This window comes from Eikenella corrodens, assembly GCF_900187105.1.
GTDB lineage: Bacteria > Pseudomonadota > Gammaproteobacteria > Burkholderiales > Neisseriaceae > Eikenella > Eikenella corrodens.
Window position 1 is genome coordinate 551,760 of record NZ_LT906482.1, and the last position, 26,300, is coordinate 578,059.

The window sequence follows — 26,300 nt, forward strand, 5'->3', positions numbered from 1 at the left end:
GTAGCCTCTTCTCCTTGGGCGCGTGATAATATGCGCCGTCTTTTTTGCTCACACCACCCGCCACCATGTCCACCCCCCAACAACGCATCCGCACCCTTGTGCAAACGCTCAACCGCTACGCCCACGAATACTACACTTTGGACGCACCCAGCGTGCCCGATGCCGAATACGACCGGCTCTACCGCGAGCTGGAAGCCCTGGAAGCCGAGCATCCGCAGTTCAGGCTGCCCGAAAGCCCCACGCAGCGGGTGGGCGGCGCGGTGTTGGACGGCTTTGAAACCGTGGTGCACGCCGTGCCGATGTTGTCGTTGAACAACGCGTTTTCGCCGCGCGACGACGAAACGGGCGCGTTCGACCACGCCGAATTTTTGGCGTTTGACGAGCGCGTGTGCAAGGAACTGGGCGTGGCGCAGGTGGAATACGCCGCCGAGCCGAAATTTGACGGGCTGGCCGTCAGCCTGTTGTATCAAAACGGGATTTTGGTGCAGGCTGCCACGCGCGGCGACGGCACCACGGGCGAAAACGTGACCGAAAACATCAAAACCGTGCGCAACATCCCGCTGCGGCTGCACGGCGAAAAGCAGCCTGCACTGTTGGAAGTGCGCGGCGAAGTGCTGATGCTCAAAGCAGATTTTGCCGCGCTGAACCAACGCCAGCTCGAAGCCGGCCAAAAGCCCTTCGCCAACCCGCGCAACGCCGCCGCAGGCAGCCTGCGCCAGCTCGATTCCAAAATCACCGCGCAGCGCAAACTGCATTTTTTTGCGTACGGCATTGCCCAACTTTCCGGCGTGGAAAGGCTACCTGAAAGCCACATGGAAGAACTCGCGCTGCTGCACGAAATCGGCTTTTCGCTGCCCAAAGGCTATTTCGGCGCGTACACCGGCGCGGCGGCCGTGTTGCGCGAATACGAACGGCTGGCCGAACACCGCCCCCGCCTGCCGTATGAAATCGACGGCATGGTGGTCAAAGTGAACTCGTTGGCCGAACAGCAACAACTCGGCTTCGTGTCGCGCGCGCCGCGTTGGGCGATTGCGCACAAATTCCCCGCCGAAGAAGCGCTCACCACCGTGGAAGCGATTGACGTGCAGGTCGGCCGCACCGGCGCGGTTACCCCCGTGGCGCGGCTGGCACCCGTGTTCGTGGGCGGCGTTACCGTGACCAACGCCACGCTGCACAACCAAGACGAAGTGGCACGCAAAGACGTGCGCGTGGGCGACACCGTGGTCGTGCGCCGCGCGGGCGACGTGATTCCCGAAGTGGTGCGCGTGCTGTTGGAACGCCGCCCGATGCAGCCCGTTGATTTATTGGGCGAACAAATGGAACCGCTGCACGAACCGTTCAGGCTGCCTGAAACCTGCCCCGTGTGCGGCAGCGCCGTCGAACGCGAAGCAGGCGAAGCCGTCGCCCGCTGCACCGGCGGCATGCTCTGCCAAGCCCAGCGCGCACAAGGGCTTATCCACTTCGCCAGCCGCAAAGCCATGGACATCGCCGGGCTAGGCGACAAACAAATCGAAGCCCTCGTCGCCGCCGACGTATTGCACAGCTTTGCCGATATTTATCGACTGGACATCGCCAAGCTGCAAACCATCAAAGACGGCAAATCCGCCGCCACCAAATGGGCGCAAAACATCTTGGACAGCATCGCCCAAAGCCGCACCCCGCCGCTCGCCCGCTTCCTGTTCGCCCTCGGCATCCGCCACGTCGGCGAAAGCACCGCCAAACAACTCGCCGCCGCGTTCGGCAACCTCGACACCGTGCGCCGCGCCCCCGAACCCATCCTCGCCTGCCTGCCCGACATCGGCAGCGTCGTCGCCCACGCCATCGCCCACTATTTCAGGCAGCCTGCACAGCAAAAAATGCTGGACGACCTATTGCAACACGTCGCCCCGCAAGCCGCCGCTCCATCGCCGCAAACCCGCGCCAACGCCGCCCCCGAACAATGGCTGCAACGCCTGCCCAACATCAAACTCAGCGAAAAACGCGCCGCCGAACTCTGGCAACTCGCAGGCAGCCTGCACGCCCTGCAAACCGACCAAGCCCTGCCGCAAGAATGGCAAAACTGGCGCAGGCAGCCTGCACACGCCGCCCTGCTGCAAGAAATCACTGCCTTCACCGAAGCGCTGCCTGAAAGCAGCACAGACAACGTTTCAGGCAGCCTGCACCCCGAAAACCACCCAATCGCCGGCAAAACCTTCGTCCTAACCGGCACCCTGCCCACCCTGAAACGCGACCAAGCCGCTGCCCTCATCGAAGCCGCCGGCGGCAAAGTGAGCGGCAGCGTGTCCAAAAAAACCGATTTCGTGGTGGCCGGCGAAGCCGCAGGCAGCAAACTGGAAAAGGCGCAGGCACTGGGCGTGGCGGTGTTGAGCGAAGAAGAGTTGCTGGGGATGCTGGGGAACTAGCTTCAAAGGCTGCCTGAAAACCTGTTCCCTTATCTGTAACCCACTTGGGCGCATAATGGTTTGGCTAAGTGATAACCCAAATTGCATGTACGCAAATCAATACAAAGACAGCTCCATGAAAACCTACGCCAACGCCGCCGAACTGATTACAGCCATCCACACTGCGCTAGACAAATACCTCGCTGAATTTGCCGATATTGCCGAAGCCGACAAACACCGCCGTGCCGTACCCGACGGCAAAACTCCGGCCGAACATCTGGCCTACCAACTCGGTTGGACCGGCCTGCTGTTGCAATGGGAGCGAGACGAGCAGGCAGGCCAAACCGTTCATACGCCCGCCGAAGGCTACAAATGGAACGATTTGGGCGGGCTGTATCAGCAGTTTTACCGGCAATACGGCAGCCTCTCGCTGCAAGAGGCTCAAGCCCGATTGCGTGAGCAGGCTGCCCAAATCTGCACATGGCTGGAAACGCTGTCCGAACAGGAGTTATTTGAGCCGAACCAGCGCAGATGGGCAAACAACCAGGCAAAATGGCCGGTCTGGAAATGGGTGCACATCAATACGGTTGCGCCGTTTACCAACTTCCGAGCGCATATCCGCAAATGGAAAAAGCAGAATCTGCATGACTAGACACATGCTGTAGAGGCGCACTTAATTAGAAATACTACCCATGTGCACAAGTTCCGCACCCTGCTAAAACTGTCTTAAAGGCTACCTGAAAACCTGTTCCCTGCCATTTAGCCGCCCCATTTTCAGGTAGCCTTTTCTCCCCACACCTCCCCTATCTGCGCCATCCCCGCCCCGTTCATCGGCAATCTCAGGTAAGATGGCGTTTTTTTCGGAGACAGCTATGCCGCAAAAAGTAATCGCAATCGACGGGCCGAGCGCATCGGGTAAAGGCACGGTGGCGCAGCGGGTGGCGGATGCCTTGGGCTGGCGTTATCTGGATTCGGGCGCGCTCTACCGCATCACCGCGCTCTATGCGCGCAACCGCCAAATCGCTTGGGATAACGAAGCTGCGGTGGCCGCGCTGGCGCAGGCTTTGCCGGTGGAGTTTGTTGAGGGCGCGGTGCTGTTGGACGGGGAAGATGTTTCCGCCGCCATCCGCAGCGAAGAAATCGGCATGGGGGCATCACGGGTGGCGGCGCTGCCGGCGGTGCGCACGGCTTTGTTGCAGCGGCAGCGTGCGTTTCTAACCAAACAGGGGCTGGTGGCCGACGGGCGCGATATGGGCTCGGTGGTATTCCCCGATGCCGTGCTCAAGGTTTTCCTCACCGCTTCGCCGCAGGTGCGTGCCGAACGCCGTGCCAAACAAATCGGCGTACCGCTTGCGGGCGCGGGTTTCGAGCGCATTTTGGCCGATATCGAAGCACGCGACGAAGCCGACCGCAACCGCACCGTTGCGCCGCTGCAAAAGCTGCCTGAAGCCCATCTGCTCGACACTTCGGCGCTGACGATTGAAGAATCAGTAAAAAAAGTGCTTGATTGGTATCGGGAAAAATAAAGTTACTGTATAATGCCGCGTTTTCGGCGCATCCGTTCCGCTTGGGCGCGGCTGTGTTGCATAAACAATTGATTTAACTCACGCCTGCCATGCCAAGGGTGGCAGGCTTCTATCAACTCCAACCCTCCGCACTCCTTGGCCGTGCGTGGAAAAGACAAAACCTTATGGAAAATTTTGCCCAGTTACTGGAAGAATACTCAGCCGTACAAGAAATGAATCAGGGCGAGGTGATTACCGCCGAAGTGGTGGCGATTACCGACAAACACGTTATCGTGAACGCCGGCCTGAAATCCGAATCCCTGATTGATTTAAACGAATTCAAAAACGCCCAAGGCGAACTGGAAGTTAAAGTCGGCGATTTCGTTACCGTAACCATCGAATCCGTAGAAAACGGCTTCGGCGAAACCAAACTCTCCCGCGAAAAAGCCAAACGCGCTGCCGATTGGCTGGCTTTGGAAGAAGCCATGGAAAGCGGCGAGATCCTCTCCGGCGTGATCAACGGCAAGGTCAAAGGCGGCCTCACCGTGATGATCAACAGCATCCGCGCTTTCCTGCCAGGCTCTCTGGTAGACGTGCGCCCGGTGAAAGACACTTCTCACTTTGAAGGCAAAGAAGTTGAATTCAAAGTGATCAAACTGGATCGCAAACGCAACAACGTAGTGGTATCCCGCCGCGCCGTGCTGGAAGAAACCCTGGGCGAAGAGCGTCAGGCTCTGCTGGAAACCCTGCAGGAAGGCACCGTGGTGAAAGGTATCGTGAAGAACATCACCGACTACGGCGCATTCGTAGACTTGGGCGGTATCGACGGCCTGTTGCACATCACCGATTTGGCATGGCGCCGCGTGAAACACCCCAGCGAAGTGCTGGAAGTGGGTCAGGAAGTAGAAGCCAAAGTATTGAAATTCGACCAAGACCGCAGCCGCGTATCTTTGGGCATGAAACAGCTGGGCGAAGACCCCTGGAGCGGCCTCGCTCGCCGTTACCCCGCCCGCACCCGTCTGTTCGGCAAGGTAACCAACCTCACCGACTACGGCGCATTCGTTGAAATCGAACAGGGCATCGAAGGCTTGGTACACGTTTCCGAAATGGACTGGACCAACAAAAACGTTCACCCAAGCAAAGTGGTTCAGCTGGGCGACGAAGTAGAAGTGATGATTCTGGACATCGACGAAGACCGCCGCCGCATCAGCTTGGGCATGAAACAATGCCAGGCCAATCCGTGGGAAGAATTTGCTGCCAACTTCAACAAAGGCGACAAACTCACCGGCGCGGTTAAATCCATCACCGATTTCGGTATTTTCGTGGGCCTGCCCGGCAACATCGACGGCCTGGTACACCTCTCCGACCTCTCTTGGAGCGAAAGCGGCGAAGAAGCTGTGCGCAAATACAAAAAAGGCGAAGATGTGGAAGCCGTTGTATTGTCTATCGATGTAGAGAAAGAACGCATCAGCTTGGGCATCAAACAGCTCGAAGGCGACCCCTTCGGCAGCTACATCAGCATCAACGACAAAGGCGCCTTGGTGAAAGGTACCGTGAAATCTGTTGAAGCCAAAGGCGCCGAAGTGCAGCTGGCCGACGAAGTAGTGGCCTACCTGCCTGCTTCCGAGTTCGACAGCGAGCGCGTGGAAGACCTGACCACCAAGCTCAAAGAAGGCGACGAGGTGGAAGCCGTCATCGTTACCGTAGACCGCAAAAACCGCAATATCAAGCTGTCGGTAAAAGCCCGCACTGCCAAAGAAAACCGCGAAGCGCTCAACACCGTAAACGCAGCGGCCAGCCACGCCGGCACCACCAGCCTGGGCGACTTGCTCAAGGCCAAGCTGGGCGGCGAAAACGAATAAGGATAGCGCAAAATGACCAAATCAGAGTTGATGGCCCATCTGGCCGAGAAGTACCTGGCTCAAGGGCATTCCCGCCTGGCTGTTAAGGATGTGGAGCAAAGCGTGAAGGTTTTGGTGGATGCCATGACCCGTGCGCTGGCTCGTGGTCAGCGTATCGAGATTCGCGGGTTCGGCAGTTTCGACCTGAACCATCGTCCGGCACGCATCGGCCGTAACCCGAAAACCGGCGAAAAAGTGAACGTGCCCGAAAAATACGTGCCGCACTTCAAAGCCGGCAAGGAATTGCGCGAACGCGTAGACCAAGCCGCCAAGTAAGATTGGCATTCAGCTGAATAAAAGGCTACCTGAAATTTTCAGGTAGCCTTTTTGTTGTTGGGACAATCCAGATAGCGTTACACAATAAAGGCTACCTGAAAATTTCAGCTGCAACAAAATTCAAGCCAAATAACAGGCAGCTTGTGCTTCCCGCACCTCAGCTGCAATTCAACGACAAGTTGGAACCACCTACTCCCAGTAACAAGTTGGCAAAAGGCTACCTGAAATTTTTAACTTCGCAGCAACTCGCATTGCCCGTTTCAACTGTGTTGAAGCTTATGCTTTCAGGTAGCCTTTTACCGACCGCATTACCAACGGCTGACCAACTCGCTCAAATCCGTATTTTTCGGGCCGCTGGCCTCTTTCTGTGCCGTGCCGATCATCAGCAGGCCGATGATTTTATCGTGTTCGCCGCAGCCGAAGGCTTCGCGCAGCGCGGCAGTATTAACCCACAAGCCGGTAATCCACACATTGTCGAAGCCTTGCGCCTTAGCGGCCAGTTGGGCGGCATAGGCGGCGCAGCCGGCGCTGAGCAGCTGCTCCCACTCCGGCTTCGGCTTGGGGCAGTCCAACTTGGGCTTGGACACCACGCCGATCACCATCGGCGCCATCTGCCCCACCACTTCGGCCTTGCGTGCCGCTTCGCCGCCGATTTCTTCGGCACACTGCTTCAAAATATGGCGGAATGCCTGCCGGCCGGCTTCGCTTTGCACCACCACAAAATGCCACGGCGTGAGGTTGCCGTGGTCAGGCACTTGCGTAGCGGCCTGCAAAATAATTTCCAGCTGGGCATCGTTGGGCGCGGGTTCGGCAAGGTGGCGCACCGAACGGCGGGTGGTAAGCAAATCGATTGCGTTCATGGGTTTAATCCTTAAAGTGTGCGTTGAAAACAAAACGCCGTGCTTATACCACACATTAAGGCTACCTGAAACACCCGCTCCAACCCAATCCCAACCATCCCCCCGTTGCCCGCCCCAGTTTAACGCTATAGTGAATTAAAATAAGAATGCTACCGCGTTGGCTTGCCTTGCCGTATTGCTCATACTGTCTGCGGCTCGCCGCCTTGTCCCATTCTTATTTTAATCCACTATATAATGCCAGCCGATTTCATCCCCTTAGGAGCCGACATGAGCACAAATTACCTTTTCACCCTGCCCGACCAAAACGGCAACGATTTCGCCGCCGCCGACCACCTGCCGCTGGTGCTGTATTTCTACCCCAAAGACAGCACGCCCGGCTGCACCACCGAAGCGCAGGAATTCAGCGCGCTTTTGCCCGAATTTCAGGCGCTCGGTTTTCAGGTAGCCGGCGTATCGCGCGACAGCGTGGCCAGCCACCAGAAATTCGTGTGCAAATACGCGCTGGAAGTGCCGCTCTTGTCGGATAAAGATGAAACCGTGTGCCGCCTGTTTGATGTCATCAAAGAGAAAAATATGTATGGCAAAAAAGTGTTCGGCATCGAGCGCAGCACCTTCGTTTTGGATGCGCAAGGCAACATCTCGCGCGAATGGCGCAAAGTGAAAGCCGCCGGCCACGCCCAAGCCGTACTCGACGCGCTGCGCGAAACGGCCTAGCGGAACACCGCCATGCAATACTGCTATCAAGCCCCCTTCGGCACGCTGCTGTGCCGCCTGCACGACGGTCTGCCCGCCGAAATCCTGCTGCAGCACAGCGCCGCGCCCTTCCTGCCCGCACTGCCAAACGACACCCCGCTGGCACAATGGCTGGACAGCTACTTTTCAGGTAGCCCCGCCCCGCTGCCGCCGTTTGTGCCGCCCGCAGGCACGGCGTTTCAGCAGGCCGTGTGGGCGCAGATTACGCAGATTCCGTTCGGCGAAACCCGCAGCTACCAATGGATTGCCCAGCGTATCGGCAGCCACCCGCGCCCCGTGGGCGGCGCCTGCGGCAAAAACCCGCTGCCGCTCCTGATTCCCTGCCACCGCGTGCTCTCGGCCAACGGGCTGGGCGGCTTCAGTATGGGCGGCGATGCCGAACGTAGCCTGGTAGTGAAACGCTGGCTGCTCGCACACGAAGGAGTGGCATGGTGAACCCGGCCGAACCGCTGCCCGCCGCCTGGCAAGAGCCCATCGAGCAAACGCTGGACGAGCTCTTCCTCACCCGCCGCCTCGCCGCCAACACCCTGGCGGGCTACCGGCGCGACCTGGAAAAAGTCGCGCGCCGCCTGCACGCGCAAGGTTTGGATTGGCAGCAGGCCGATGCCGATGCCTTGGCCAATGCCGTGTATGCCCCGGATGAAAAACCCGCTTCCCAAGTGCGCGCCCTCTCCGCCGTCAAACAGCTCTACGGCTTTTTGCAGCTGCAAAACCGCCGCAGCGACAACCCCGCGCAACACCTGCGCCCGCCGCGCCAAGGCCGCGCCCTGCCGCCACTGATCGGCGAAGCGCAAATCGACGCGCTTCTGGCCGCGCCCGACACGGAGACCATCTTCGGACTGCGCGACAAAGCCGTGTTGGAAACCCTGTATGCCACCGGCCTGCGCGTGTCCGAAGCCGCCCAAATGCAGCTGCAGGATTTAGACTTGCAGCGCGGCGTGGTGACCGTAATCGGCAAGGGCAACAAGCAGCGCATCGTGCCGCTGGGTGCCGAAGCCGTGTATTGGCTGGAACGCTACCTGAAAACCGCACGCGGAGAATTGCTCAAACACACCCCGTGCGATTTCGTATTCGTGGGGCAAAAACGCAGCGGCATCAGCCGCCAGCTGGTGTGGCAGATGGTGAAACGCTACGCCGCGGAAGCCGGCATCAGCGAGCTCAGCCCGCACGGCCTGCGCCACGCCTTCGCCACCCATCTGGTGAACCACGGCGCCGACCTGCGCAGCGTGCAAATGATGCTCGGCCACGCCAGCCTGAACACCACGCAAATCTACACCCACGTGGCCAACGAGCGGCTCAAACAGCTGGTGGCGCAACACCATCCGCGGGGGTAAACAAGATAGCGGATTCAAATGAAAATAGGGCAAGGCGGCAGGCTACCTGAAAGCTTTCAGGTAGCCTGCCGTGCCGTTTTGTGGGAAAATCCGTACGTTTAAAATTATTCAAATTGGGCGAAAAATATTATGTTGGACAGAGAAGGTTATCGCCCCAATGTCGGCATCATCATCACCAACCAGCGCAACGAAGTGTTCTGGGGCAAACGCGTGCAGGAGCATTCCTGGCAGTTTCCGCAGGGCGGCATCAAGCCCGGCGAAAGCCCCGAGGCCGCCATGTATCGCGAGCTGGCCGAAGAAGTCGGCCTTTTGCCGCACCACGTGAAAATCCTCGGCCGCACCCGCGACTGGCTGCGCTACGACGTGCCCGGCAACTGGGTGCGCCGCCAATGGCGCGGCGCGTATCGCGGGCAGAAACAGATTTGGTATTTGCTGCGGCTCACCGGCCGCGAAAGCGATGTGCACCTGCGCGCCAGCAGCCAGCCGGAATTCGATGCCTGGCGCTGGCACGACTATTGGGCACCCATCGACGAAGTAATTGAATTCAAAAAAGACGTATACACCAACGCCCTGCGGGAGCTTTCGCGCTTTCTGCACAATCTGGAAACCCTGGAGCAATTCAACCGGCGACACGCCGCCCTGCCCGAAGAGCACACCCACCGATGAGCGACATCCTCACCCGCATCCTCGCCACCAAACAGCAAGAAGTGGCCGCCGCCCAAGCCGCCCTGCCCTTAGCCGAACTCCGCGCCCGGGCCGCCGATATGCCGCCGCCGCGCGGCTTCGTACAGGCCATGCGCACCCAGCACAGCCAAGGCCGCGCCGCGCTGATTGCCGAAATCAAAAAAGCCAGCCCCAGCAAGGGGCTGATCCGGCCGGACTTCCACCCCGAGCAACTGGCACGCGCTTACGAAGCTGCCGGCGCCGCCTGCCTTTCCGTACTCACCGACGAACCCTACTTCCAAGGCTCGGCAGGCTACCTGAAAGCCGCCCGCGCCACCGTGGCGCTGCCCGTGTTGCGCAAAGACTTTATGGTGAGCGCCTATCAAATCTACCAATCCCGCGCCATGGGCGCCGATGCCGTGCTGCTGATTGCCGCCGCGCTCACCCCAACCCAACTGGAAGAGTTTGAAGGCATCGCCCACGAATCGGGCATGGCCGTGCTGTTGGAGCTGCACCACGCCGACGAGCTGGAAAAATGCCGCCGCCTCACCACCCCGCTGCGCGGCGTGAACAACCGCAACCTGCGCACCTTTGAAGTGAGCCTGCAGCAAACCCTGGATTTACTGCCAGAAATTGCCGGCGAAGGCCGCATCGTGATTACCGAAAGCGGCATCCGCAGCCGCGAAGACGTGCAATTCATGCGCAGCCACGGCGTGCACAGCTTTCTAATCGGCGAAACCTTCATGCGTACCTACGATGTGGGCGCGGAAGTGCAAAAACTGTTTGCTTGACTTTTCAGGTAGCCTGCCATGATGGTGCGGCTACCTGAAAACACTATCCCAATATTTCGTTTGTCTATTTTTCTCACGCAAGGAGTAGGCATGAAACGTTTAGTGATGATATTGGCCCTGCTGCCCCTGGCTGCGGCCGCCCAGCCCACCGCCCGGCAATGCCGGCAGATTAACCGCGACAGCATCGAAGTCATGACTTATCTGTTTGCCTGTACCGACAACGACACTTTCGCGCTCCCCCAAGCCGCCGAGCAGCAAGCCGACAAACTGATGCAGCTGAGCAAACCCTGCTCCAACCGCGACCAAGAAGCATGGTGGAGGCAAAACGGCGCACAGGTGGAAGCCGAGCGCAACCGTTACGACACCGGCGCCGATGCAGACACAACAGCAGTATGCCGGCAGCGCCGAGTATACATTCAGCGTCTCCTACGGCGCTACCGCTAAGCCGCCCCACCCTGCTGCGTTTAACCCCTATATTTCAGGTAGCCTGACTTACTGCCAAAGCGGGCAGAGGTTACCTGAAACAAGAAATCCTATCCAAATCCACACAGAGATACCGATATGACCAGCCCCGACAAAATCCTCATCCTCGACTTCGGTTCGCAAGTAACCCAGCTCATCGCCCGCCGCGTGCGCGAAGCCCATGTGTATTGCGAGCTGCACCCCTACGACATGCCGCTGGTCGACATCAAAGCCTTCAACCCGAAAGGCATCATCCTTTCCGGCGGCCCCAATTCCGTGTACGACAGCGAATATCAGGCCGACACGGGGCTGTTCGATTTGGGCGTGCCCGTGCTCGGCATCTGCTACGGCATGCAGTTTATGGCGCACCACTTAGGCGGCGAAGTGCAGGCCGGCAACCAGCGCGAATTCGGTTACGCGCAAGTGCAAACGCAAGACAGCGCCCTCACCAGCGGTATTCAAGACGGCGCACCGAACACCTTGGACGTGTGGATGAGCCACGGCGACAAAGTGTGCAGGCTGCCTGAAAACTTCCGCACCATCGGCAGCACGCCTTCCTGCCCCATCGCCATGATGGAAAACGCAGATAAACACTTCTACGGCATCCAGTTCCACCCCGAAGTCACCCACACCAAACAAGGCCGCGCCCTCATCAACCGCTTCGTGCTCGACATCTGCGGCGCACAGCCCAGCTGGACCATGCCGAACTACATCGACGAAGCCGTGGCCAAAATCCGCGAACAAGTCGGCAGCGACGAAGTGATTCTGGGCTTGTCCGGCGGCGTGGATTCCTCCGTGGCCGCCGCGCTGATCCACCGCGCCATCGGCGACCAGCTCACCTGCGTGTTCGTCGACCACGGCCTGCTGCGCCTGAACGAAGCCGAAAACGTGATGAAAATGTTTGCCGACAACTTAGGCGTGCGCGTGATTCATGTGGACGCCAGCGAGCAGTTTATGGCGAAACTCGCCGGCGTGACCGACCCCGAGCAGAAACGCAAAATCATCGGCGCAGAATTCATTGAAGTATTTGACGCCGAAGAGAAAAAACTCGCCAACGCCAAATGGCTGGCGCAAGGCACGATTTACCCCGACGTAATCGAATCCGCCGGTGCGAAAACCAAAAAAGCCCACGCCATCAAATCGCACCACAACGTGGGCGGGCTACCTGAAAACATGAAGCTGAAGCTGCTCGAACCGCTGCGCGACTTGTTCAAAGACGAAGTACGCGAACTGGGCGTGGCACTCGGCCTGCCGCGCGAAATGGTGTACCGCCACCCCTTCCCCGGCCCCGGCTTGGGCGTGCGGATTCTGGGCGAAGTGAAGCGCGAATACGCCGACCTACTGCGCCAGGCGGACGACATTTTCATTCAGGAACTGCGCAACCACAAAGACGAAAACGGCACCTCTTGGTACGACCTCACCAGCCAAGCGTTTGCCGTGTTCCTGCCCGTAAAATCCGTCGGCGTGATGGGCGACGGCCGCACTTACGACTACGTGGTCGCCCTGCGCGCCGTCATCACCAGCGACTTCATGACTGCACACTGGGCAGAACTGCCCTACTCGCTCTTGGGCAAAGTGTCCAACCGCATCATCAACGAAGTGCGCGGCATCAACCGCGTGGTGTACGACGTGAGCGGCAAACCGCCGGCCACGATTGAGTGGGAATAAACCTGGTTTGCAAACATCAGAAAGCCCTGCCAGATAATGGCAGGGCTTTGTTTGGGCTATGCTTGAGGCTACCTGAAAATCGGATTCTGTTGTTCTTGCTGGTCTAACTGGTACAGCAAGCTAGTGAAGTCTCCAGCAAAATCTTGTACTTCGTCAACATTTTCATGATCCCAAAGCACAACTGGGTAGTCGTGGTTAGCGATGTTTCGATTTGTATCGAAACAGAGATAGCCCCAGTCGCTCCAATGGGCAAAGGGAAGGTAACCCTTACCTAGCAAAAATGGTTGTGCATACTCAGAAAAAACCACTTCGGCAAGGCTTGCCTGCCAAGTATGAATAGGGTGTTCGAAAAACGATGCCTCCGAAATCGGTAATTCATAAAAATGTTTGTGTTTTAAAAATGTACGGTAGCTTTGGGAAAGAGGGTGTTTAGTCCTATCTTCCCATTGGGCAATTTCCTCATCACTCACTTTACTGGCAATGGGCAGCCAAAAAAACCAGTCTTCATCTTCACACACCTGATCCGATCGCATTTCGGAAGCGATGTTTCTAGGCAATGCGTTCAGTTGCCGACTAACGATTTTGTCTAAATGCTTATCAATTATGGTTGGTATGATTTGTTCGATCATGTGGATAACACTCAAATTGCTTGGACGGTATTTTTGTGTAATAGCACAATCAATACTATCAATCTAAGCAATACTACTCTATATACACAAACAGCAGGAAACCCTGTTTCCAAGGTTTCCCGCTGTATTAGCTAAACCAACTTAGATTGACAACAGCCATTTCAGTGCCAGGCCGGTGCGGAATGGGCCTTCCGGTGCTTTTTGTGCATTGCCATCATCAGCATTGGCAAATTGCAGCGGATGCTGGCCGGAATAATTAGCATCTTCTGTATCGATCAGCAGAATCGGGGCTTTCCCATTCAGCTGGCTCTTCAAGAAGCTGCCACGGAAACTTTGTACCGTACCGGGCTGCACTGAGAATCTGTTGTTCAACAAGACTTTTTGGCCGTTTACTACGAGATAGAGTTTATAGCCCCAATCAGGTGCATTAGCCCAGCCTCGGTTGGCGATTTTTGCCGACCAGTGAACGATATTACTGTTTTGCTGGTCAACATAGGCACTGAGTTCTTCCACTACATAACGGTAGCCCATTCTCTTACGGACTTCTGTCATGCAGGAGCCGGATTCCCAATTACCGATAAAGGTTTTGTGGTAGTCGTAGTTCAGATACGACACATGGTATTCGGCGCCTTCCCTCAAAATATCGGCACAGCTCGTACGTGCTCCTGCCAGCGGTTTGCAGGTTTCACCGCCGAATACCTGATGTATGCTGTTTTCGCGAGCAAAGCTACGTAGCTCTTCGGATGAGCGCCCACTGCCGCGCGGGTAATAGGTGCCCACATCGTCTTTGCTGGCCATAAAACAGTCGTTATGCATACCTAGGGAAGCGGCACCGCGAGGCAGACTGCTGTTATTGCGGAAATTCATCAAATCGCCTGGGTAACGCAGCTGAAGCTTGGCATAAATGCCGTTATTGTTGGCATTCAGCAAGGCCTTGATTACCTCGGCTTTATTTTGGTCTGTATTCAAATTATTGGCAGAGGAATGCCATTCACCCCATGCACCAATAAAGCCTGCCTGCCATACGAAAATGTTGTCACGGTTTTTAGCCAAAATCGGGCGCAGTTGCTCGATATGGCGACGAACCTGTGCCAGATTGGTATCTTGGCCGGCTGCTGTGTAGTCGTATGAAAAACGCAAAATGGCATTAACGTTTTTCATTTTAGATAAGCCCTGATCCAATGCATTGAGATACGACTGGGGCAAATCCTGATTCCGCCATTGAGATAAGTCTGCCGGCATATACATCAGGCGGTAGCCATCACGATAGGCTTTTTCCAAGTCAGCATCAGTAATTTGGGAAGGGTCTTTACCATAACGATAGAAACCGCGCCCATAACCAGGAACATCCCCCACTGCTTCTTTCAGGGAGACGGTTTTAACGTTGTTATTTCCATTATTATTGTTGCCATTATTGTTGTTGCTGGCATTGTTATTGTTAGTATTATTAGCAGCATTATTTCCAGAATTGCTGCCATTAGCAGCACCAGTATTATTATTGTTATTTGCACTGCCTCCTCCCGTACCTACGCTAATATTCCGGGTTCGGTCAGCGTTGCCTGATGTTCCCAGTTGGACTGTACCCTCATTTTGCTTTGCTGCGGTTTGATTTGCTTGCTGGTTGGAGCCGGCATTACTGGGCGTATCTGATTCGTCTTTTTTACAGCCTGCCAAAGCCACGGTACAAATCAGAACTGAAAGTAACGTTTTATTCATGATGACGATTTTCCTAAATATTTTCGCTAAATGGTCTACTTATAATATTAATACTGTGAAACATAGTAATCCTACAATGCTGTACACTTACTGTCAAAAAATTCAAAAAGATGTACGCCCTCTTTAAGAATGTGAATGCATCTGTAAGCAAGCCGTTCTGTCGAAAGAGTGCCAACCATCACTTGCTCTTTAAAACTAAAAACCGATAACGTTGTAATGCTCGGCACATCTTTCTAAATAAACTCAAACAGTTTTCAGGTAGCCTACTGCTTAATCCGTACCTTTTGCCCGATTTTCATGGAACTGTGCCTGCCAATCGGCAAATTTCCCTTGCTCGATGGCTTCGCGCATTTCGGCCATGATGGTTTGGTAGAAATGCAGGTTGTGGATGGTGTTCAACTGCGCGCCCAAAATTTCGCCGGCGCGGTGCAGGTGGTGCAGGTAGGCGCGGCTGAAGTTTTGGCAGGCGTAGCAGGTGCAGGATTCGTCGAGCGGGCGGGTGTCGTGTTTGTGCTTGGCGTTTTTGATTTTGATGTCGCCGAAACGGGTGAACAGCCAGCCGTTGCGGGCGTTGCGGGTGGGCATGACGCAGTCGAACATGTCCACGCCGTGCGCCACGCCGTACACCAAGTCTTCCGGTGTGCCGACGCCCATCAGGTAATGCGGTTTGTGTTCGGGCAGTATGGGGCCGACGGCGCGCAGCATGCGGTACATTTCGGGCTTGGGTTCGCCGACGGACAAGCCGCCGATGGCGAGGCCGGGGAAGTCGAGCTGCTCCAGCCCGCGCAGGGACTGTTCGCGCAGGTCTTCGTACATCGCGCCCTGCACGATACCGAACAGGGCGTTGGGGTTGTTCAAATCTTCAAAGGCTTTTTTGCTGCGTTCCGCCCAGCGCAGGCTCATTTGCAGCGATTTTTCGGCCTGTTCGCGCGTGGCTTCGCCGGGGGTGCATTCGTCTAGCTGCATGGCGATGTCGGAGTTGAGCACGGTTTGGATTTTCATCGAGATTTCGGGCGAGAGGAAGAGTTTGTCGCCGTTAATCGGGCTTTTGAAGGTACAGCCTTCTTCGGTAAGTTTGCGCATGTCGGATAGCGAAAACACTTGGAAACCGCCGGAGTCGGTCAAAATCGGTTTGTTCCAGCCGATAAATTGGTGTAAGCCGCCGAACTGTTCGATGACTTCGAGGCCTGGGCGCAGCCATAAATGGTAGGTGTTTCCAAGGATGATTTGGGCTTTGATGTCGTGTAGATTTTGCGGGGTCATGGCTTTGACCGAGCCGTAGGTGCCGACGGGCATAAACACGGGGGTTTCGATGCTGCCGTGGTTGAGTTCGATGGTGGCGCGGCGGGCGTGGCCGTCTTTTTTGTGTAGGGTAAATTTGAGCATGGGGAGAACCCGTTATCAATAATGCGGCGATTATAGCTAAAGCATTTATTTCTTCCTACCGTGTTAGCCCGCCTTGCCATATTACCCATACTGCTGTGGCTCGCTGCCCGGCAAAAAATGATTGCTTTAACTGATACAGCAAACCGCTGCCAGCCCTGCGCTTTCTTTGCGCGAGGGGTGGGAAAACAGTATAATGCTGCCCCTTAAACAGGCACGTAGCTCAGTTGGTTAGAGCATCACCTTGACATGGTGGGGGTCGTTGGTTCGAATCCAATCGTGCCTACCAGAATTCGTGGGAACAGCAGGGGTTTCTGGGGAACTTCAGTTGTTCTTTTTTGTTTGGCCGCCCGCTACTAGTTTTAACTTTGCAGAAACCTAGCTTCCTTATAGAAACATTGTTTCAGGTAGCCTTTTGGATTGCTGTTAAGGCTACCTGAAACTCCGGCCAAACCGCTGCAAGGAACCCGCCATATGCGCCGTTTACCTCCCGCGCTTGCGCTATTGCTTACACTGGCCGCATTGGCCGCCATAGCATTTGCCAGCCTGTTCCTGCTGTTTTACTTTTTCGGTTTCGCCTAATGCAACGATAAAGGCTACCTGAAACCCAAACCATTCAACCGTTTATCCATTTCAAAGAAAGACAAACCATCATGTCCCAAATCAACATCACCCTGCCCGACGGCTCCGTGCGCCAATACGAAGCCCCCGTAACCGTTGCCCAAATCGCCGCCTCCATCGGCTCCGGACTGGCCAAAGCCACCGTGGCTGGCAAAGTGAATGGCGTATTGCGCGATGCGTGCGACCCGATTACCGAAGACGCCGCCGTGCAAATCATCACGCCCAAAGACCCGGAAGGCGTGGAAATCATCCGCCACTCCTGCGCGCACTTGGTCGGCCATGCCGTGAAACAGCTCTATCCCAATGCCAAAATGGTAATCGGCCCGGTGATTGAAGAAGGCTTCTACTACGACATCGCCACAGAGAAACCCTTCACGCCCGAAGACGTAGCCGCCATCGAAGCACGGATGAAAGAGCTGATCAATCAAGATTACGATGTGGTCAAAATCATGACCCCGCGCGCCGAAACCATCAAAATCTTCCAAGAGCGCGGCGAAGAATACAAACTGCGCCTGATTGAAGACATGCCCGAAGTGGAAGCCATGGGCATGTACCACCACCAAGAATACGTAGATATGTGCCGTGGCCCACACGTGCCCAACACCCGGTTTTTAAAACACTTCAAGCTCACCAAGCTGGCCGGCGCCTACTGGCGCGGCGACAGCAACAACGAAATGCTGCAGCGCATCTACGGCACCGCCTGGGCTAGCAAAGACGAGCTCAAAGCCTACATTACCCGAATTGAAGAAGCCGAAAAACGCGACCACCGCCGCCTCGGCAAACAGCTCGACCTCTTCCACCTGCAAGACGAAGCCCCCGGCATGGTGTTTTGGCATCCGCGCGGCTGGACGCTGTGGCAAACCATCGAGCAGCACATGCGCCGCGAGCTCGATGCCGCCGGCTACCGCGAAGTCAAAACCCCGCAAATCCTCGATAAAACCTTCTGGGAAAAATCCGGCCACTGGGCGAACTACAAAGACAATATGTTCACCACCTCCTCCGAGAAACGCGACTATGCCGTAAAACCGATGAACTGCCCCGGCCACGTGCAAATCTTCAACCACGGCCTGCGTTCCTACCGCGATCTGCCCATGCGCCTGGCCGAATTCGGCTCCTGCCACCGCAACGAGCCTTCCGGCGCGCTGCACGGCCTGATGCGCGTGCGCGGCTTCGTGCAAGATGATGCCCACATCTTCTGTACTGAAGACCAAATCGCCGAAGAAACCCGCGCCTTCAACCAACTGGTGATGAAAATTTACAAACAATTCGGCTTCGAGCACGTCAGCATCAAACTCTCGCTGCGCCCCGAACAGCGTGCCGGCACCGACGAAACTTGGGATAAAGCCGAACAAGGCCTGCGCGATGCGCTCACCGCCTGCGGCGTGCAATGGGAAGAACTGCCCGGTGAAGGCGCCTTCTACGGCCCGAAAGTGGAATACCATATCAAAGACGCGCTCGGCCGCTCCTGGCAGTGCGGCACCATCCAGCTCGACTTCGTGCTGCCCGAACGCCTGGGTGCCGAATACGTTACCGAAGACAACGGCCGCGCCCGTCCCGTGATGCTGCACCGCGCCATTTTGGGCTCGCTGGAGCGCTTCATCGGCATCCTGATTGAAGAGCACGCCGGCTCCTTCCCGCTCTGGCTCGCGCCCGTACAGATGGTGGTGATGAACATCACCGAAAAACAGGCCGATTACTGCCTGGAAGTGGTCAACAAACTCAAAGCCGCCGGCCTGCGCGCCGAAGCCGACCTTCGCAACGAAAAAATCGGCTACAAAATCCGCGACAACAGCCAAATGCGCTACCCCTACCAAGTGGTGGTGGGCGATAAGGAAATGGAAAACGGCCAAGTGGCCGTACGCCGCAAAGGCGAGGATTTGGGCAGCATGCAGATAGAAGAGTTTATTGCCCGCTTGCAGCAAGAGCTGGCAGTGGTTTAAAGATTTTCAGGTAGCCTTTTATATGGCTACCTGAAAATCTTTGGGCACATAGGCCTGGCATTAATGCCCGACTTCTTCTGGAACATTGTGCCAAACATCCACGCCCTGACTGTGGCTTCCGTTGACAACCCACAAACGGAAGGCGGACAATTTTTCAGGTAGCCCTGGGCTGCATGAGGCTACCTGAAAATTCTTTTGGGCAGTATTTTAGAGGAATGAAGATGGGGCAGAAACGCTGGAAGAAGATAGCGCTGGCGGTGTTGATAGTGTTTGCACTAATCGGTATGGCTGCCACTGTGGCAGTCCTCCCGTTTGTTGGCAACTATATCAGCGATATGAATAGAGAAGTGGATACCACGCCGCTGGTTTCTGTGCCGTTCAGTACGCAGCAAGAAGGCTATCAACAGACGATGAACGATGTACCGATTCCGCATCGAGGGTTGTTTGCACTCATGGTGAGATTGAAGCCGAAAACCGGAATACATCTTTCAAAAGAAGAGATAGACAACTTGTTTTATCAGGCCAGGCATGTGCCTTTTGTGGTGAAGTATGAGGTGCAAACGGCGGGTAATCCCAGCTTGCTTTATGGGAAAGACACGGTTGTGGCTGATTTCTCCAAAGAGGAAAACGGCGATTTCATTTTCTCCGTTCACTCCGGATTTGTCCGCAAAGGGGATAGATTGATGATACGGGCGGAGAATCTTATCCAAGTGCCAGAGTTTGCGAAATTTGATGCATTTTTAGAGTTTAGAGAAAAGAGACCTGATAAATAAGTAGGCTTGGAGGGTTCTTCAGTCATTCTGCCCGCACATTAAAGAGGCTACCTGAAATACCGAAAATTTGATAAACCGTGTTCTTACCAAGGAGTCTTATCATGAAAGTTTTGGTTAATCTGTTCCATCCGCACCTTGAACGTTCTGTCGTAAACCACACTTGGGCGGAGCGCCTCGCCAACCAGCCCGGCATTACCCTGCGCAACCTGTACGATCTTTATCCCGACGGCAAAATCGACGTAGCCGCCGAACAACAGGCTTTGGCCGAACACGACCGCTTGGTGTTCCAACACCCGTTCTATTGGTACTCCACCCCACCGCTGATGAAGCAATGGCTCGACGACGTGCTAACCTACGGCTGGGCATACGGCCCGGGCGGCAACGCGCTGGCAGGCAAAGAGTGGTTGTCGGCCATTTCCACCGGTGGCCCGGCAGATTCCTACCAAGCAGGCGGCTACAACCGCTTTTCCATGAGCGAGTTTTTGAAGCCCTTGGTACAGACTGCCTCCTTGCTGCAAACCGTCTTCCTGCCGCCGTTTATTTTCCACGGCGCAGTGGTGGCCGATAGCGAAGCCATACGTGCTTCTGCCGATGCACTGCTGGACTATATCCGCAATCCGCTGCTCGACCCGCAGAAAAAGCTGGCAGCTTTGCAGGCCAAAATGGAAAGCGAAGGAGTGAAGCTGGAATAACAGCCGCAAGGAGCACCTGTTGCGCACGCAATTTGAGGCTACCTTAGAACTGCTTAATTGCATAATAAAGAGGCTACCTGAAATTTCAGGTAGCCTCTAATCTGTTTGGCAAACGGGATTACAAACCTGCTGCCGCCTTTAAAGCCGCGGCCTTATCGGTGCGCTCCCAAGTAAACTCGGGCTCTTCGCGGCCGAAGTGGCCGTAGGCGGCGGATTTGCTGTAAATCGGGCGCAGTAGGTCGAGCATCTGCACAATGCCTTTCGGACGCAGATCGAAATGTTCGCGCACGATGGCGATGAGTTTGTCTTCGCTGATTTTGCCCGTGCCGAAGGTGTCGATGGCGATGGAAGTGGGCTCGGCGATGCCGATGGCGTAGGAAACCTGAATCTGGCATTGGGTCGCCAAACCGGCGGCCACGATGTTTTTCGCCACATAACGGCAAGCATAGGCAGCGGAACGGTCTACTTTGCTCGGGTCTTTGCCGGAGAACGCGCCGCCGCCATGCGGGGCTGCGCCGCCGTAGGTATCGACAATGATTTTGCGGCCGGTGAGCCCGCAGTCGCCCTGCGGCCCGCCGATCACGAAGCGGCCGGTGGGGTTGATGAGGTATTTGGTGTCGGTGGTGAGCATTTCGGGCGGCAGCACGGGTTTGATGATGTGCTCAATCACGGCTTTGCTCAGTTCTTCATGGCCGATAGACGGATCGTGCTGGGTGGAAAGCACCACGGTATCGATGCGTTTTACCTTGCCGGTTTCGCTGTCGTACACGGCGGTAATTTGCGCTTTGGCATCGGGGCGCAGCCAAGGCAGCTGGCCGCTTTTGCGCAGTTCGCTCTGGCGCTGCATCAGGCGGTGGCTGTAATAGATGGCAAAGGGCATCAGGGTGGGGGTTTCGTCGCAGGCATAGCCGAACATCAGGCCTTGGTCGCCCGCGCCTTGGTTCAGGTCGATACCTTCGCCTTCGTTCACGCCTTGGGCGATGTCGGGTGATTGCTGGTCGTAATACACGCCCACCGCGCAGCCGTTGGCATCAAAGCCGAGCTCGGAAGAGTTGTAGCCGATTTTAGCAATGGTTTCACGCGCCACTTTGATGTAGTCCACGTGTGCGGTAGTGGTGATTTCCCCGGCCAGCACGCACAGGCCGGTGTTCACCAGCGTTTCGGCAGCCACTCGGGCTTTGGGGTCTTGGGTGAGGACGGCATCGAGAATGGCATCGGATACTTGATCGGCCACTTTGTCGGGATGGCCTTCGGAAACAGATTCGGAGGTGAAGAGGTATTCGCTCATGATATGTCTTTCAGATAATAGATAAACCTTGCAGCCTAGCAAGGAGGGCTCAACGGGCAATAAAAAATCCCGCACCAGGCGGGAAGAGATATTGCCCGGCCTGATTCAGACGAGCCACATCGGCCTCTCGGCCGTCCACCTTACGCGCCGTTTGCGGCGGGCAGGTTGGCATGGATTCCCAACTCTTAATGCGCCACAGATGATAACAAATCCCGTCTGCAGCGGCAAGCGGCGGGATGGGTTTTAGGTAGCCTCGACAGGAAGCAGGCTACCTGAAAATTTGCAGGGGTGGATAAAACCAAACAGCGGCATGACCACACTGCTCTATCCCGCCAGCTCCACACACAAAAGGCTACCTGAAATTTTTAGCTTTGCAGAAACTCGGCCTTCCTTCGGAAACCTCGTTTTAACTTCGTTGAAGCTGCGCTTTCAGGTAGCCTTTATCAAACTCTGCCCTATTCACGCCATATCTTCCACCCGCTGGCCAGTGAGAGCGCGCTGGATGTTGCGGTCCATGCGTTTGGCGGCAAAATCGTCGGTGCCGGCGGCAAGGGCGGCGGTGGCGTTGCGGATGGGGTTGGCTTCGGCTTCGGGCAGTAGGCTTTGCAGGGTGGAGATTTGGGCGCGAATAGCGGCAAGGCTGCTCTCATCGAGCAGGTCACTATCCAGCTCCAACGCGGCCTCCACTGCATCAATCAGGCTTTCGGCTTCCACCACGGCTTCGGCACGGGCACGGGCGGCAGCATCGCCTCCGGCGTGGCTGATGCTGTCGGACAACATACGGGTGATGGTTTCGTCGTCGAGGCCGTAGGAGGGTTTCACTTCAATTTGCGCCTGCACGCCGGTGGTTTGCTCGCGGGCAGACACGGAAAGCAGGCCGTCGGCATCGATTTGGAAGGTAACGCGGATACGGGCGGCACCGGCCACCATCGGCGGAATGCCGCGCAGGGTGAATTTGGCTAGGCTGCGGCAGTCGGCCACCAACTCGCGTTCGCCTTGCACCACGTGGATGGTCATGGCGGTCTGGCCGTCTTTGAAGGTGGTGAACTCTTGGGCGCGGGCAGTAGGCAGGGTGCTGTTGCGCGGAATGATTTTCTCAGCCAGCCCGCCGTAGGTTTCGAGGCCGAGTGAGAGGGGGGTAACATCGAGCAACAGCCAGTCGTTGTCGCGCTTGTTGCCGGCCAGCACGTCGGCCTGCATGGCGGCGCCGAGTGCAACCACTTGGTCGGGATCTAGATTGGTGAGCGGGGTTTGGCCGAAGAAGTTGGCCACAGCCTGTTGCACATGCAGCATGCGGGTGGCACCGCCCACCATAATCACGCCGCCGATATCGCCTTTGCTGATGCCGGCGTCTTTCAACGCCTGCTTCACTGGCACAAGGGTTTGTGCCACGAGGTGCTGGGTGAGAGCATGGAATTGGGTACGGGTGAAGATGGTATCGATCGATGTACCATCGCTTAGCACGGCTTGGATACGGCTTTCAGGTAGCCTGCTGAGCTCTTCTTTGGCACGACGCACCAGGCTGAGCAGCAGGCGGCTGTCTTGGGCGTTGGTGATAGAAAGACGATTCACTTCAATCAGATGACACAGCATGCGGTGGTCGAAATCGTCGCCGCCAAGCGCAGAATTGCCGCCGGTGGCCTTCACTTCGAACAGTCCTTTGGAAAGCTGCAAAATGGATACGTCGAAGGTGCCACCACCGAGGTCGTACACCACAAAGGTGCCTTCGGCAGCATTATCCAGCCCGTAGGCGATGGCGGCGGCGGTGGGCTCGTTGAGCAGGCGCAGCACGTTCAGCCCGGCCAGGCGGGCGGCATCTTTGGTGGCTTGGCGTTGGGCATCATCAAAATAGGCCGGCACGGTGATAACCGCACCCACTAATTCGCCCCCAAGGCTCTGTTCGGCGCGGGCTTTGAGCGAGCGCAGGATGTCGGCAGATACGTCGATCGGCGTTTTCGCACCTTGGCGGGTCTGCAGGTCGATTAGTTGGTCGGATTGGCCGAAACGGTAAGGCAGATGGCTGGTATCGATGTCTTCCAATTTGCGGCCGATCAGGCGTTTGGCGGAGCTGACGGTGTTGGCCGGGTCGGCAGTTTGGCTTTGCAGGGCAGCCCGGCCGGTGATGATTTGCCCATCAGCACCATAGCGCACCACCGAAGGCAGTAGGAAACGGCCTTCTTCATCGGGCAAGCAGGCAGCATGGCCGCTTTTCACGGTGGCTACCAAGCTGTTGGTAGTGCCCAAGTCGATACCGACAGCTAGGCGGTGTTTGTGCGGGGCGGCAGAGAGGCCGGGCTCGGCGATTTGTAGGAGTGCCATGGTGGTTGGTGTGTGTTTAAGTATGGGAATAAGCGGTTATTTTAACATATTGGCTGAGTGCTTCGGTCGGAATTAAACTTTTCAGGTAGCCTCAACCGGAATGGAGGCTACCTGAAAATCTTGCAGCCGACGCAAAAGCCGGCATCCACGATACCGGCTTTTAGTATGGGTAACCCCGCGAATGCCGCTTTGGCTCGATTCGCTTGAACCTTGAATCAAGGTTGGCCACTTCCGGCAGTTTCGGGTACGTCCACGAGGAACGCGCACGCCCACCACTCAATCTGCAGCCTGAAGCGAAATTATTGGTTCAAAGGAATAGTGTGCCTTCACAAACACCGCAGGGTTATAAAGAAGAATAATCGGTTTACTTTTCCAAATCAAGTGCTTTATCGCAACTTTCGATCATGGCGCTTATTCTACGCTCAATTTCGCCAATTGCCAAACCATCTTTCGCGCTCATTTTAAGCAGGTCGTGAGTGAGGTTCAGTGCGGCCATAATCACGATTTTATCGGTTTCCACAATCCGGCCGGAAGATTGGATCACGCCGATTTTCTGGTTCAGCATATGCACCGCCTGCAGCAAGGTTTCTTTCTCGCTGTTGGGCGTACCGATGTTGAACTGGCGCCCCAGGATATCCACATTGACTTGTTCGATACTCATACAACCTGCTCCTTAGCGGCGGGCACCGGCAAGCGTTGTAGCAAGGCGCGGATATCCGCGGCACTTTGCTCCAATAGCTTGCGGTAAGCGGCGTTTTCTTGCTGTAGGGCCTCAATCTGGCTGGTGAGCTCGCGCTCCATGCGTGACATTCTTTCACTATAGGCCAGTTGCAATCCATCCATAGTAGCACGATGATCATGGCGCTGTTTCTGCCAGGCCGCATCCATCTCGCTAATTTTTTTGCTCAGCGCCTGCTTTTCACGCACAGCAGCCTGATAACGGCTCCCCAGTGTTTCGATGGAGTTTTGCAAATGTTCAAGTTGATTATTCATGAATCTATCTCTTGCTAAATCTCTGGCTGCCAGAAGCAGCAACCTGGCCGCATTATACTGAAACTTGCGCCATACGGAACAAGCACTGGGAAAATTTATAATTAAATACCTTCTGTAAAATCCGCTCGCATTACGATGGCAAGATAGGTTCGGTGGTAATTATTCGCTGCGGATTTCGCGCAGCATCAGCCGCTCGGCCACATCATTCACATCAATACTGCCGTCTAAAAGCTCGTTCAGGATGCGCGTGATGGGCATTTCAATGCCGAGTTTGGCTGCCTGCGCTCCAGCTTCTCGGATGGTGTACACGCCTTCGGCCACATGGCCGAGTTCGGACAAAATCACAGGCAGTGGTTTGCCCTCGGCCAGTTTGAGGCCAACTTGTCGGTTACGCGAAAGCGAGCCGGTGCAGGTGAGGATCAGGTCGCCCATGCCGGCCAAACCCATCAGGGTGGTTTGCTTTGCACCCAAAGCCAGCGCCAGGCGGTTGATTTCGGCCAAGCCGCGCGTCATCAGGGCAGCACGGGCGTTAAGGCCGTATTGCAGGCCGTCGGCGATGCCCACCGCGATGGCCATCACATTTTTCACTGCACCACCCACTCCCACACCCACCATATCGTCGTTGGCATACAGGCGCAGCACGGCGGAGCTGAGCGCGGCGGCGAGTGATTCAATCCAAGCAGTGTTGTCGGAAGCGAGGGTAACGGCGCAGGGCAGCTGTTGCGCCAATTCTTGGGCAAAACTGGGCCCGGACAAAATACCGATGCGCGGGTTGTCCGGCAGCTCTTCACGCACCACTTGGTGCGGCAGCAGGCCGCTGCCTTGCTCGAAACCTTTGCAGGCAGTGAGCACGGGAATATCGCCCCAGCCCCATTGCCGCATGGTTTGCAGGCTGCCGCGCAAGCCGGCGGTGGGAGTGGCGATGATGACGAGCTCGGGCTTGGGCGGCGGTGTGTCGGCAATGCTGAGCGTTTCAGGGAAGGGAAAATCTTTCAGGTAGCCTGAGTTGATGCGCTCGGCACGCATGGCGGCAGCATGTTCGGTTTCGCGTGTCCACAGGCAAACTTGCTGGCCGTTTTGGGCAAAGTGGATGGCCAATGCCGTGCCCCAAGCACCGGCTCCGATGATGCAGATTTGCATGGTGTACTCCTGTGTTGATTGCTGGTGATAGAGCAAATTAACTTAACTTTCGCCACTGTGTTGGCCTTACCTTGCCGTGCTATCTGCACTGCCCATCGCTCGCTGTCCGGTATAGGCAGCATGTTAATTTGCTATAAAGGCTACCTGAAAAACGGCAAACGGGTTTTAGCTTTGCAGAAACTCCGCTTCGTTGCGTTTTCAGGTAGCCTTTT

General features: G+C 56.3%; 25 protein-coding genes, 1 tRNA gene and 1 other RNA gene. 16 read left to right on the top strand and 11 right to left on the bottom strand.

Translation table 11 applies throughout. The annotated features are described in order from the left end of the window. The first annotated feature begins 65 nt into the window (after nucleotides 1–65). The 5 genes from ligA (at nucleotide 66) to CKV94_RS02810 (ending at nucleotide 6,063) form a co-directional block, all read left to right on the top strand. The gene (gene ligA / locus CKV94_RS02790) at nucleotides 66–2,402 is read left to right on the top strand and encodes an NAD-dependent DNA ligase LigA (RefSeq protein ID WP_003824974.1); all 2,337 of its coding nucleotides are present in this window, start codon (nucleotides 66–68) and stop codon (nucleotides 2,400–2,402) included. Between the two features lie 115 nt (nucleotides 2,403–2,517). Then, the gene (locus CKV94_RS02795; RefSeq protein ID WP_035581318.1) at nucleotides 2,518–3,033 is read left to right on the top strand and encodes a ClbS/DfsB family four-helix bundle protein; all 516 of its coding nucleotides are present in this window, start codon (nucleotides 2,518–2,520) and stop codon (nucleotides 3,031–3,033) included. Between the two features lie 220 nt (nucleotides 3,034–3,253). Then, the gene (gene cmk, locus CKV94_RS02800; protein WP_035581315.1) at nucleotides 3,254–3,907 is read left to right on the top strand and encodes a (d)CMP kinase; all 654 of its coding nucleotides are present in this window, start codon (nucleotides 3,254–3,256) and stop codon (nucleotides 3,905–3,907) included. 164 nt (nucleotides 3,908–4,071) lie between these two features. Further along, nucleotides 4,072–5,748: a 30S ribosomal protein S1 gene (gene rpsA / locus CKV94_RS02805; protein WP_023887868.1), complete on the top strand. Its 1,677-nt coding sequence runs from the start codon at nucleotides 4,072–4,074 to the stop codon at nucleotides 5,746–5,748. A 12-nt stretch (nucleotides 5,749–5,760) separates the two neighbouring features. After that, nucleotides 5,761–6,063, top strand: coding sequence for an integration host factor subunit beta (locus CKV94_RS02810; RefSeq protein WP_003824966.1), 303 nt, complete (start codon nucleotides 5,761–5,763; stop codon nucleotides 6,061–6,063). 308 nt (nucleotides 6,064–6,371) lie between these two features. Here the strand turns inward: CKV94_RS02810 and CKV94_RS02815 are convergent, their stop codons facing one another. Then, on the bottom strand, nucleotides 6,372–6,923 hold the full coding sequence (locus CKV94_RS02815) for a nitroreductase family protein (RefSeq protein ID WP_003824964.1): 552 nt from the start codon (nucleotides 6,921–6,923) through the stop codon (nucleotides 6,372–6,374). 267 nt (nucleotides 6,924–7,190) lie between these two features. Between CKV94_RS02815 and CKV94_RS02820 the strand changes: the two genes are divergently transcribed. From CKV94_RS02820 to guaA, 7 genes are all read left to right on the top strand, one after another. Continuing rightward, a complete protein-coding gene (locus CKV94_RS02820; RefSeq protein WP_035581312.1) occupies nucleotides 7,191–7,637 on the top strand; it encodes a peroxiredoxin in 447 nt (148 codons plus the stop codon). Between the two features lie 12 nt (nucleotides 7,638–7,649). Then, nucleotides 7,650–8,111, top strand: a complete 462-nt coding sequence (locus CKV94_RS02825; RefSeq protein ID WP_003824960.1) for a methylated-DNA--[protein]-cysteine S-methyltransferase — start codon at nucleotides 7,650–7,652, stop codon at nucleotides 8,109–8,111. Beyond that, complete coding sequence (gene xerD / locus CKV94_RS02830; protein ID WP_003824958.1) at nucleotides 8,105–9,010, top strand: site-specific tyrosine recombinase XerD; 906 nt, start codon at nucleotides 8,105–8,107, stop codon at nucleotides 9,008–9,010. The genes CKV94_RS02825 and xerD overlap by 7 nt, the downstream gene beginning before the upstream one ends. Nucleotides 9,011–9,139: 129 nt before the next feature. Beyond that, complete coding sequence (locus CKV94_RS02835) at nucleotides 9,140–9,676, top strand: RNA pyrophosphohydrolase (RefSeq protein ID WP_003824957.1); 537 nt, start codon at nucleotides 9,140–9,142, stop codon at nucleotides 9,674–9,676. Further along, complete coding sequence (gene trpC, locus CKV94_RS02840) at nucleotides 9,673–10,464, top strand: indole-3-glycerol phosphate synthase TrpC (protein WP_003824956.1); 792 nt, start codon at nucleotides 9,673–9,675, stop codon at nucleotides 10,462–10,464. Before CKV94_RS02835 ends, trpC begins: the two co-directional genes overlap by 4 nt. Nucleotides 10,465–10,554: 90 nt before the next feature. Continuing rightward, nucleotides 10,555–10,908 carry a hypothetical protein gene (locus CKV94_RS02845; RefSeq protein ID WP_035581309.1) on the top strand — a complete coding sequence of 118 codons (354 nt, stop codon included), beginning with the start codon at nucleotides 10,555–10,557 and terminating at the stop codon, nucleotides 10,906–10,908. 117 nt (nucleotides 10,909–11,025) lie between these two features. Continuing rightward, nucleotides 11,026–12,594, top strand: a complete 1,569-nt coding sequence (gene guaA / locus CKV94_RS02850) for a glutamine-hydrolyzing GMP synthase (RefSeq protein ID WP_003824952.1) — start codon at nucleotides 11,026–11,028, stop codon at nucleotides 12,592–12,594. A gap of 68 nt (nucleotides 12,595–12,662) precedes the next feature. Here the strand turns inward: guaA and CKV94_RS02855 are convergent, their stop codons facing one another. From CKV94_RS02855 to tgt, 3 genes are all read right to left on the bottom strand, one after another. Then, entirely contained in the window at nucleotides 12,663–13,223 is a 561-nt protein-coding gene (locus tag CKV94_RS02855) for an SMI1/KNR4 family protein (RefSeq protein ID WP_003824950.1), read from the bottom strand. 141 nt (nucleotides 13,224–13,364) lie between these two features. After that, nucleotides 13,365–14,939 (bottom strand): DUF4874 domain-containing protein, encoded by a 1,575-nt coding sequence (locus tag CKV94_RS02860; RefSeq protein ID WP_080543263.1) that lies wholly within the window; start codon nucleotides 14,937–14,939, stop codon nucleotides 13,365–13,367. A gap of 270 nt (nucleotides 14,940–15,209) precedes the next feature. Then, a complete protein-coding gene (tgt, locus tag CKV94_RS02865; protein ID WP_003824947.1) occupies nucleotides 15,210–16,325 on the bottom strand; it encodes a tRNA guanosine(34) transglycosylase Tgt in 1,116 nt (371 codons plus the stop codon). Between the two features lie 209 nt (nucleotides 16,326–16,534). Here tgt and CKV94_RS02870 point away from each other — a divergent pair. From CKV94_RS02870 to CKV94_RS02885, 4 genes are all read left to right on the top strand, one after another. After that, a tRNA-Val gene (locus tag CKV94_RS02870) sits at nucleotides 16,535–16,611 on the top strand. A 364-nt stretch (nucleotides 16,612–16,975) separates the two neighbouring features. Further along, nucleotides 16,976–18,883 carry a threonine--tRNA ligase gene (gene thrS, locus CKV94_RS02875; protein WP_003824942.1) on the top strand — a complete coding sequence of 636 codons (1,908 nt, stop codon included), beginning with the start codon at nucleotides 16,976–16,978 and terminating at the stop codon, nucleotides 18,881–18,883. A gap of 221 nt (nucleotides 18,884–19,104) precedes the next feature. Beyond that, nucleotides 19,105–19,656 carry a hypothetical protein gene (locus tag CKV94_RS02880; protein ID WP_035581305.1) on the top strand — a complete coding sequence of 184 codons (552 nt, stop codon included), beginning with the start codon at nucleotides 19,105–19,107 and terminating at the stop codon, nucleotides 19,654–19,656. Nucleotides 19,657–19,757: 101 nt separating this feature from the next. After that, nucleotides 19,758–20,348, top strand: a complete 591-nt coding sequence (locus CKV94_RS02885; RefSeq protein ID WP_003824939.1) for an NAD(P)H-dependent oxidoreductase — start codon at nucleotides 19,758–19,760, stop codon at nucleotides 20,346–20,348. A 118-nt stretch (nucleotides 20,349–20,466) separates the two neighbouring features. On the opposite strand, the gene metK is transcribed toward CKV94_RS02885, so the two are convergent. The 7 genes from metK to CKV94_RS02915 all read right to left on the bottom strand — a co-directional run bounded on the left by metK (nucleotide 20,467) and on the right by CKV94_RS02915 (nucleotide 26,088). Beyond that, nucleotides 20,467–21,636, bottom strand: coding sequence for a methionine adenosyltransferase (gene metK / locus CKV94_RS02890; RefSeq protein WP_003824937.1), 1,170 nt, complete (start codon nucleotides 21,634–21,636; stop codon nucleotides 20,467–20,469). Between the two features lie 49 nt (nucleotides 21,637–21,685). Beyond that, entirely contained in the window at nucleotides 21,686–21,808 is a 123-nt protein-coding gene (locus CKV94_RS11520) for a hypothetical protein (RefSeq protein ID WP_256374335.1), read from the bottom strand. A gap of 287 nt (nucleotides 21,809–22,095) precedes the next feature. Beyond that, nucleotides 22,096–23,955, bottom strand: a complete 1,860-nt coding sequence (hscA, locus tag CKV94_RS02895) for a Fe-S protein assembly chaperone HscA (protein WP_003824930.1) — start codon at nucleotides 23,953–23,955, stop codon at nucleotides 22,096–22,098. 168 nt (nucleotides 23,956–24,123) lie between these two features. Beyond that, nucleotides 24,124–24,302, bottom strand: a non-coding RNA gene (ssrS, locus tag CKV94_RS02900) — 6S RNA. Nucleotides 24,303–24,319: 17 nt separating this feature from the next. Then, complete coding sequence (locus CKV94_RS02905) at nucleotides 24,320–24,616, bottom strand: cell division protein ZapA (RefSeq protein ID WP_003824927.1); 297 nt, start codon at nucleotides 24,614–24,616, stop codon at nucleotides 24,320–24,322. Beyond that, nucleotides 24,613–24,948 carry a hypothetical protein gene (locus tag CKV94_RS02910; RefSeq protein WP_003824925.1) on the bottom strand — a complete coding sequence of 112 codons (336 nt, stop codon included), beginning with the start codon at nucleotides 24,946–24,948 and terminating at the stop codon, nucleotides 24,613–24,615. The genes CKV94_RS02905 and CKV94_RS02910 overlap by 4 nt, the downstream gene beginning before the upstream one ends. A gap of 159 nt (nucleotides 24,949–25,107) precedes the next feature. Continuing rightward, nucleotides 25,108–26,088 carry an NAD(P)H-dependent glycerol-3-phosphate dehydrogenase gene (locus CKV94_RS02915; RefSeq protein WP_003824923.1) on the bottom strand — a complete coding sequence of 327 codons (981 nt, stop codon included), beginning with the start codon at nucleotides 26,086–26,088 and terminating at the stop codon, nucleotides 25,108–25,110. Between the last annotated feature and the right edge of the window lie 212 nt (nucleotides 26,089–26,300).

Bases quoted from the DNA above. Each gene is read 5' to 3' on its own strand.
- ligA (WP_003824974.1), top strand. From the start codon at position 66: ATGTCCACCCCCCAACAACGCATCCGCACCCTTGTGCAAACGCTCAAC.
- CKV94_RS02795 (WP_035581318.1), top strand. From the start codon at position 2,518: ATGAAAACCTACGCCAACGCCGCCGAACTGATTACAGCCATCCACACT.
- cmk (WP_035581315.1), top strand. From the start codon at position 3,254: ATGCCGCAAAAAGTAATCGCAATCGACGGGCCGAGCGCATCGGGTAAA.
- rpsA (WP_023887868.1), top strand. From the start codon at position 4,072: ATGGAAAATTTTGCCCAGTTACTGGAAGAATACTCAGCCGTACAAGAA.
- CKV94_RS02810 (WP_003824966.1), top strand. From the start codon at position 5,761: ATGACCAAATCAGAGTTGATGGCCCATCTGGCCGAGAAGTACCTGGCT.
- CKV94_RS02815 (WP_003824964.1), bottom strand. From the start codon at position 6,923: ATGAACGCAATCGATTTGCTTACCACCCGCCGTTCGGTGCGCCACCTT.
- CKV94_RS02820 (WP_035581312.1), top strand. From the start codon at position 7,191: ATGAGCACAAATTACCTTTTCACCCTGCCCGACCAAAACGGCAACGAT.
- CKV94_RS02825 (WP_003824960.1), top strand. From the start codon at position 7,650: ATGCAATACTGCTATCAAGCCCCCTTCGGCACGCTGCTGTGCCGCCTG.
- xerD (WP_003824958.1), top strand. From the start codon at position 8,105: ATGGTGAACCCGGCCGAACCGCTGCCCGCCGCCTGGCAAGAGCCCATC.
- CKV94_RS02835 (WP_003824957.1), top strand. From the start codon at position 9,140: ATGTTGGACAGAGAAGGTTATCGCCCCAATGTCGGCATCATCATCACC.
- trpC (WP_003824956.1), top strand. From the start codon at position 9,673: ATGAGCGACATCCTCACCCGCATCCTCGCCACCAAACAGCAAGAAGTG.
- CKV94_RS02845 (WP_035581309.1), top strand. From the start codon at position 10,555: ATGAAACGTTTAGTGATGATATTGGCCCTGCTGCCCCTGGCTGCGGCC.
- guaA (WP_003824952.1), top strand. From the start codon at position 11,026: ATGACCAGCCCCGACAAAATCCTCATCCTCGACTTCGGTTCGCAAGTA.
- CKV94_RS02855 (WP_003824950.1), bottom strand. From the start codon at position 13,223: ATGATCGAACAAATCATACCAACCATAATTGATAAGCATTTAGACAAA.
- CKV94_RS02860 (WP_080543263.1), bottom strand. From the start codon at position 14,939: ATGAATAAAACGTTACTTTCAGTTCTGATTTGTACCGTGGCTTTGGCA.
- tgt (WP_003824947.1), bottom strand. From the start codon at position 16,325: ATGCTCAAATTTACCCTACACAAAAAAGACGGCCACGCCCGCCGCGCC.
- thrS (WP_003824942.1), top strand. From the start codon at position 16,976: ATGTCCCAAATCAACATCACCCTGCCCGACGGCTCCGTGCGCCAATAC.
- CKV94_RS02880 (WP_035581305.1), top strand. From the start codon at position 19,105: ATGGGGCAGAAACGCTGGAAGAAGATAGCGCTGGCGGTGTTGATAGTG.
- CKV94_RS02885 (WP_003824939.1), top strand. From the start codon at position 19,758: ATGAAAGTTTTGGTTAATCTGTTCCATCCGCACCTTGAACGTTCTGTC.
- metK (WP_003824937.1), bottom strand. From the start codon at position 21,636: ATGAGCGAATACCTCTTCACCTCCGAATCTGTTTCCGAAGGCCATCCC.
- CKV94_RS11520 (WP_256374335.1), bottom strand. From the start codon at position 21,808: ATGCCAACCTGCCCGCCGCAAACGGCGCGTAAGGTGGACGGCCGAGAG.
- hscA (WP_003824930.1), bottom strand. From the start codon at position 23,955: ATGGCACTCCTACAAATCGCCGAGCCCGGCCTCTCTGCCGCCCCGCAC.
- CKV94_RS02905 (WP_003824927.1), bottom strand. From the start codon at position 24,616: ATGAGTATCGAACAAGTCAATGTGGATATCCTGGGGCGCCAGTTCAAC.
- CKV94_RS02910 (WP_003824925.1), bottom strand. From the start codon at position 24,948: ATGAATAATCAACTTGAACATTTGCAAAACTCCATCGAAACACTGGGG.
- CKV94_RS02915 (WP_003824923.1), bottom strand. From the start codon at position 26,088: ATGCAAATCTGCATCATCGGAGCCGGTGCTTGGGGCACGGCATTGGCC.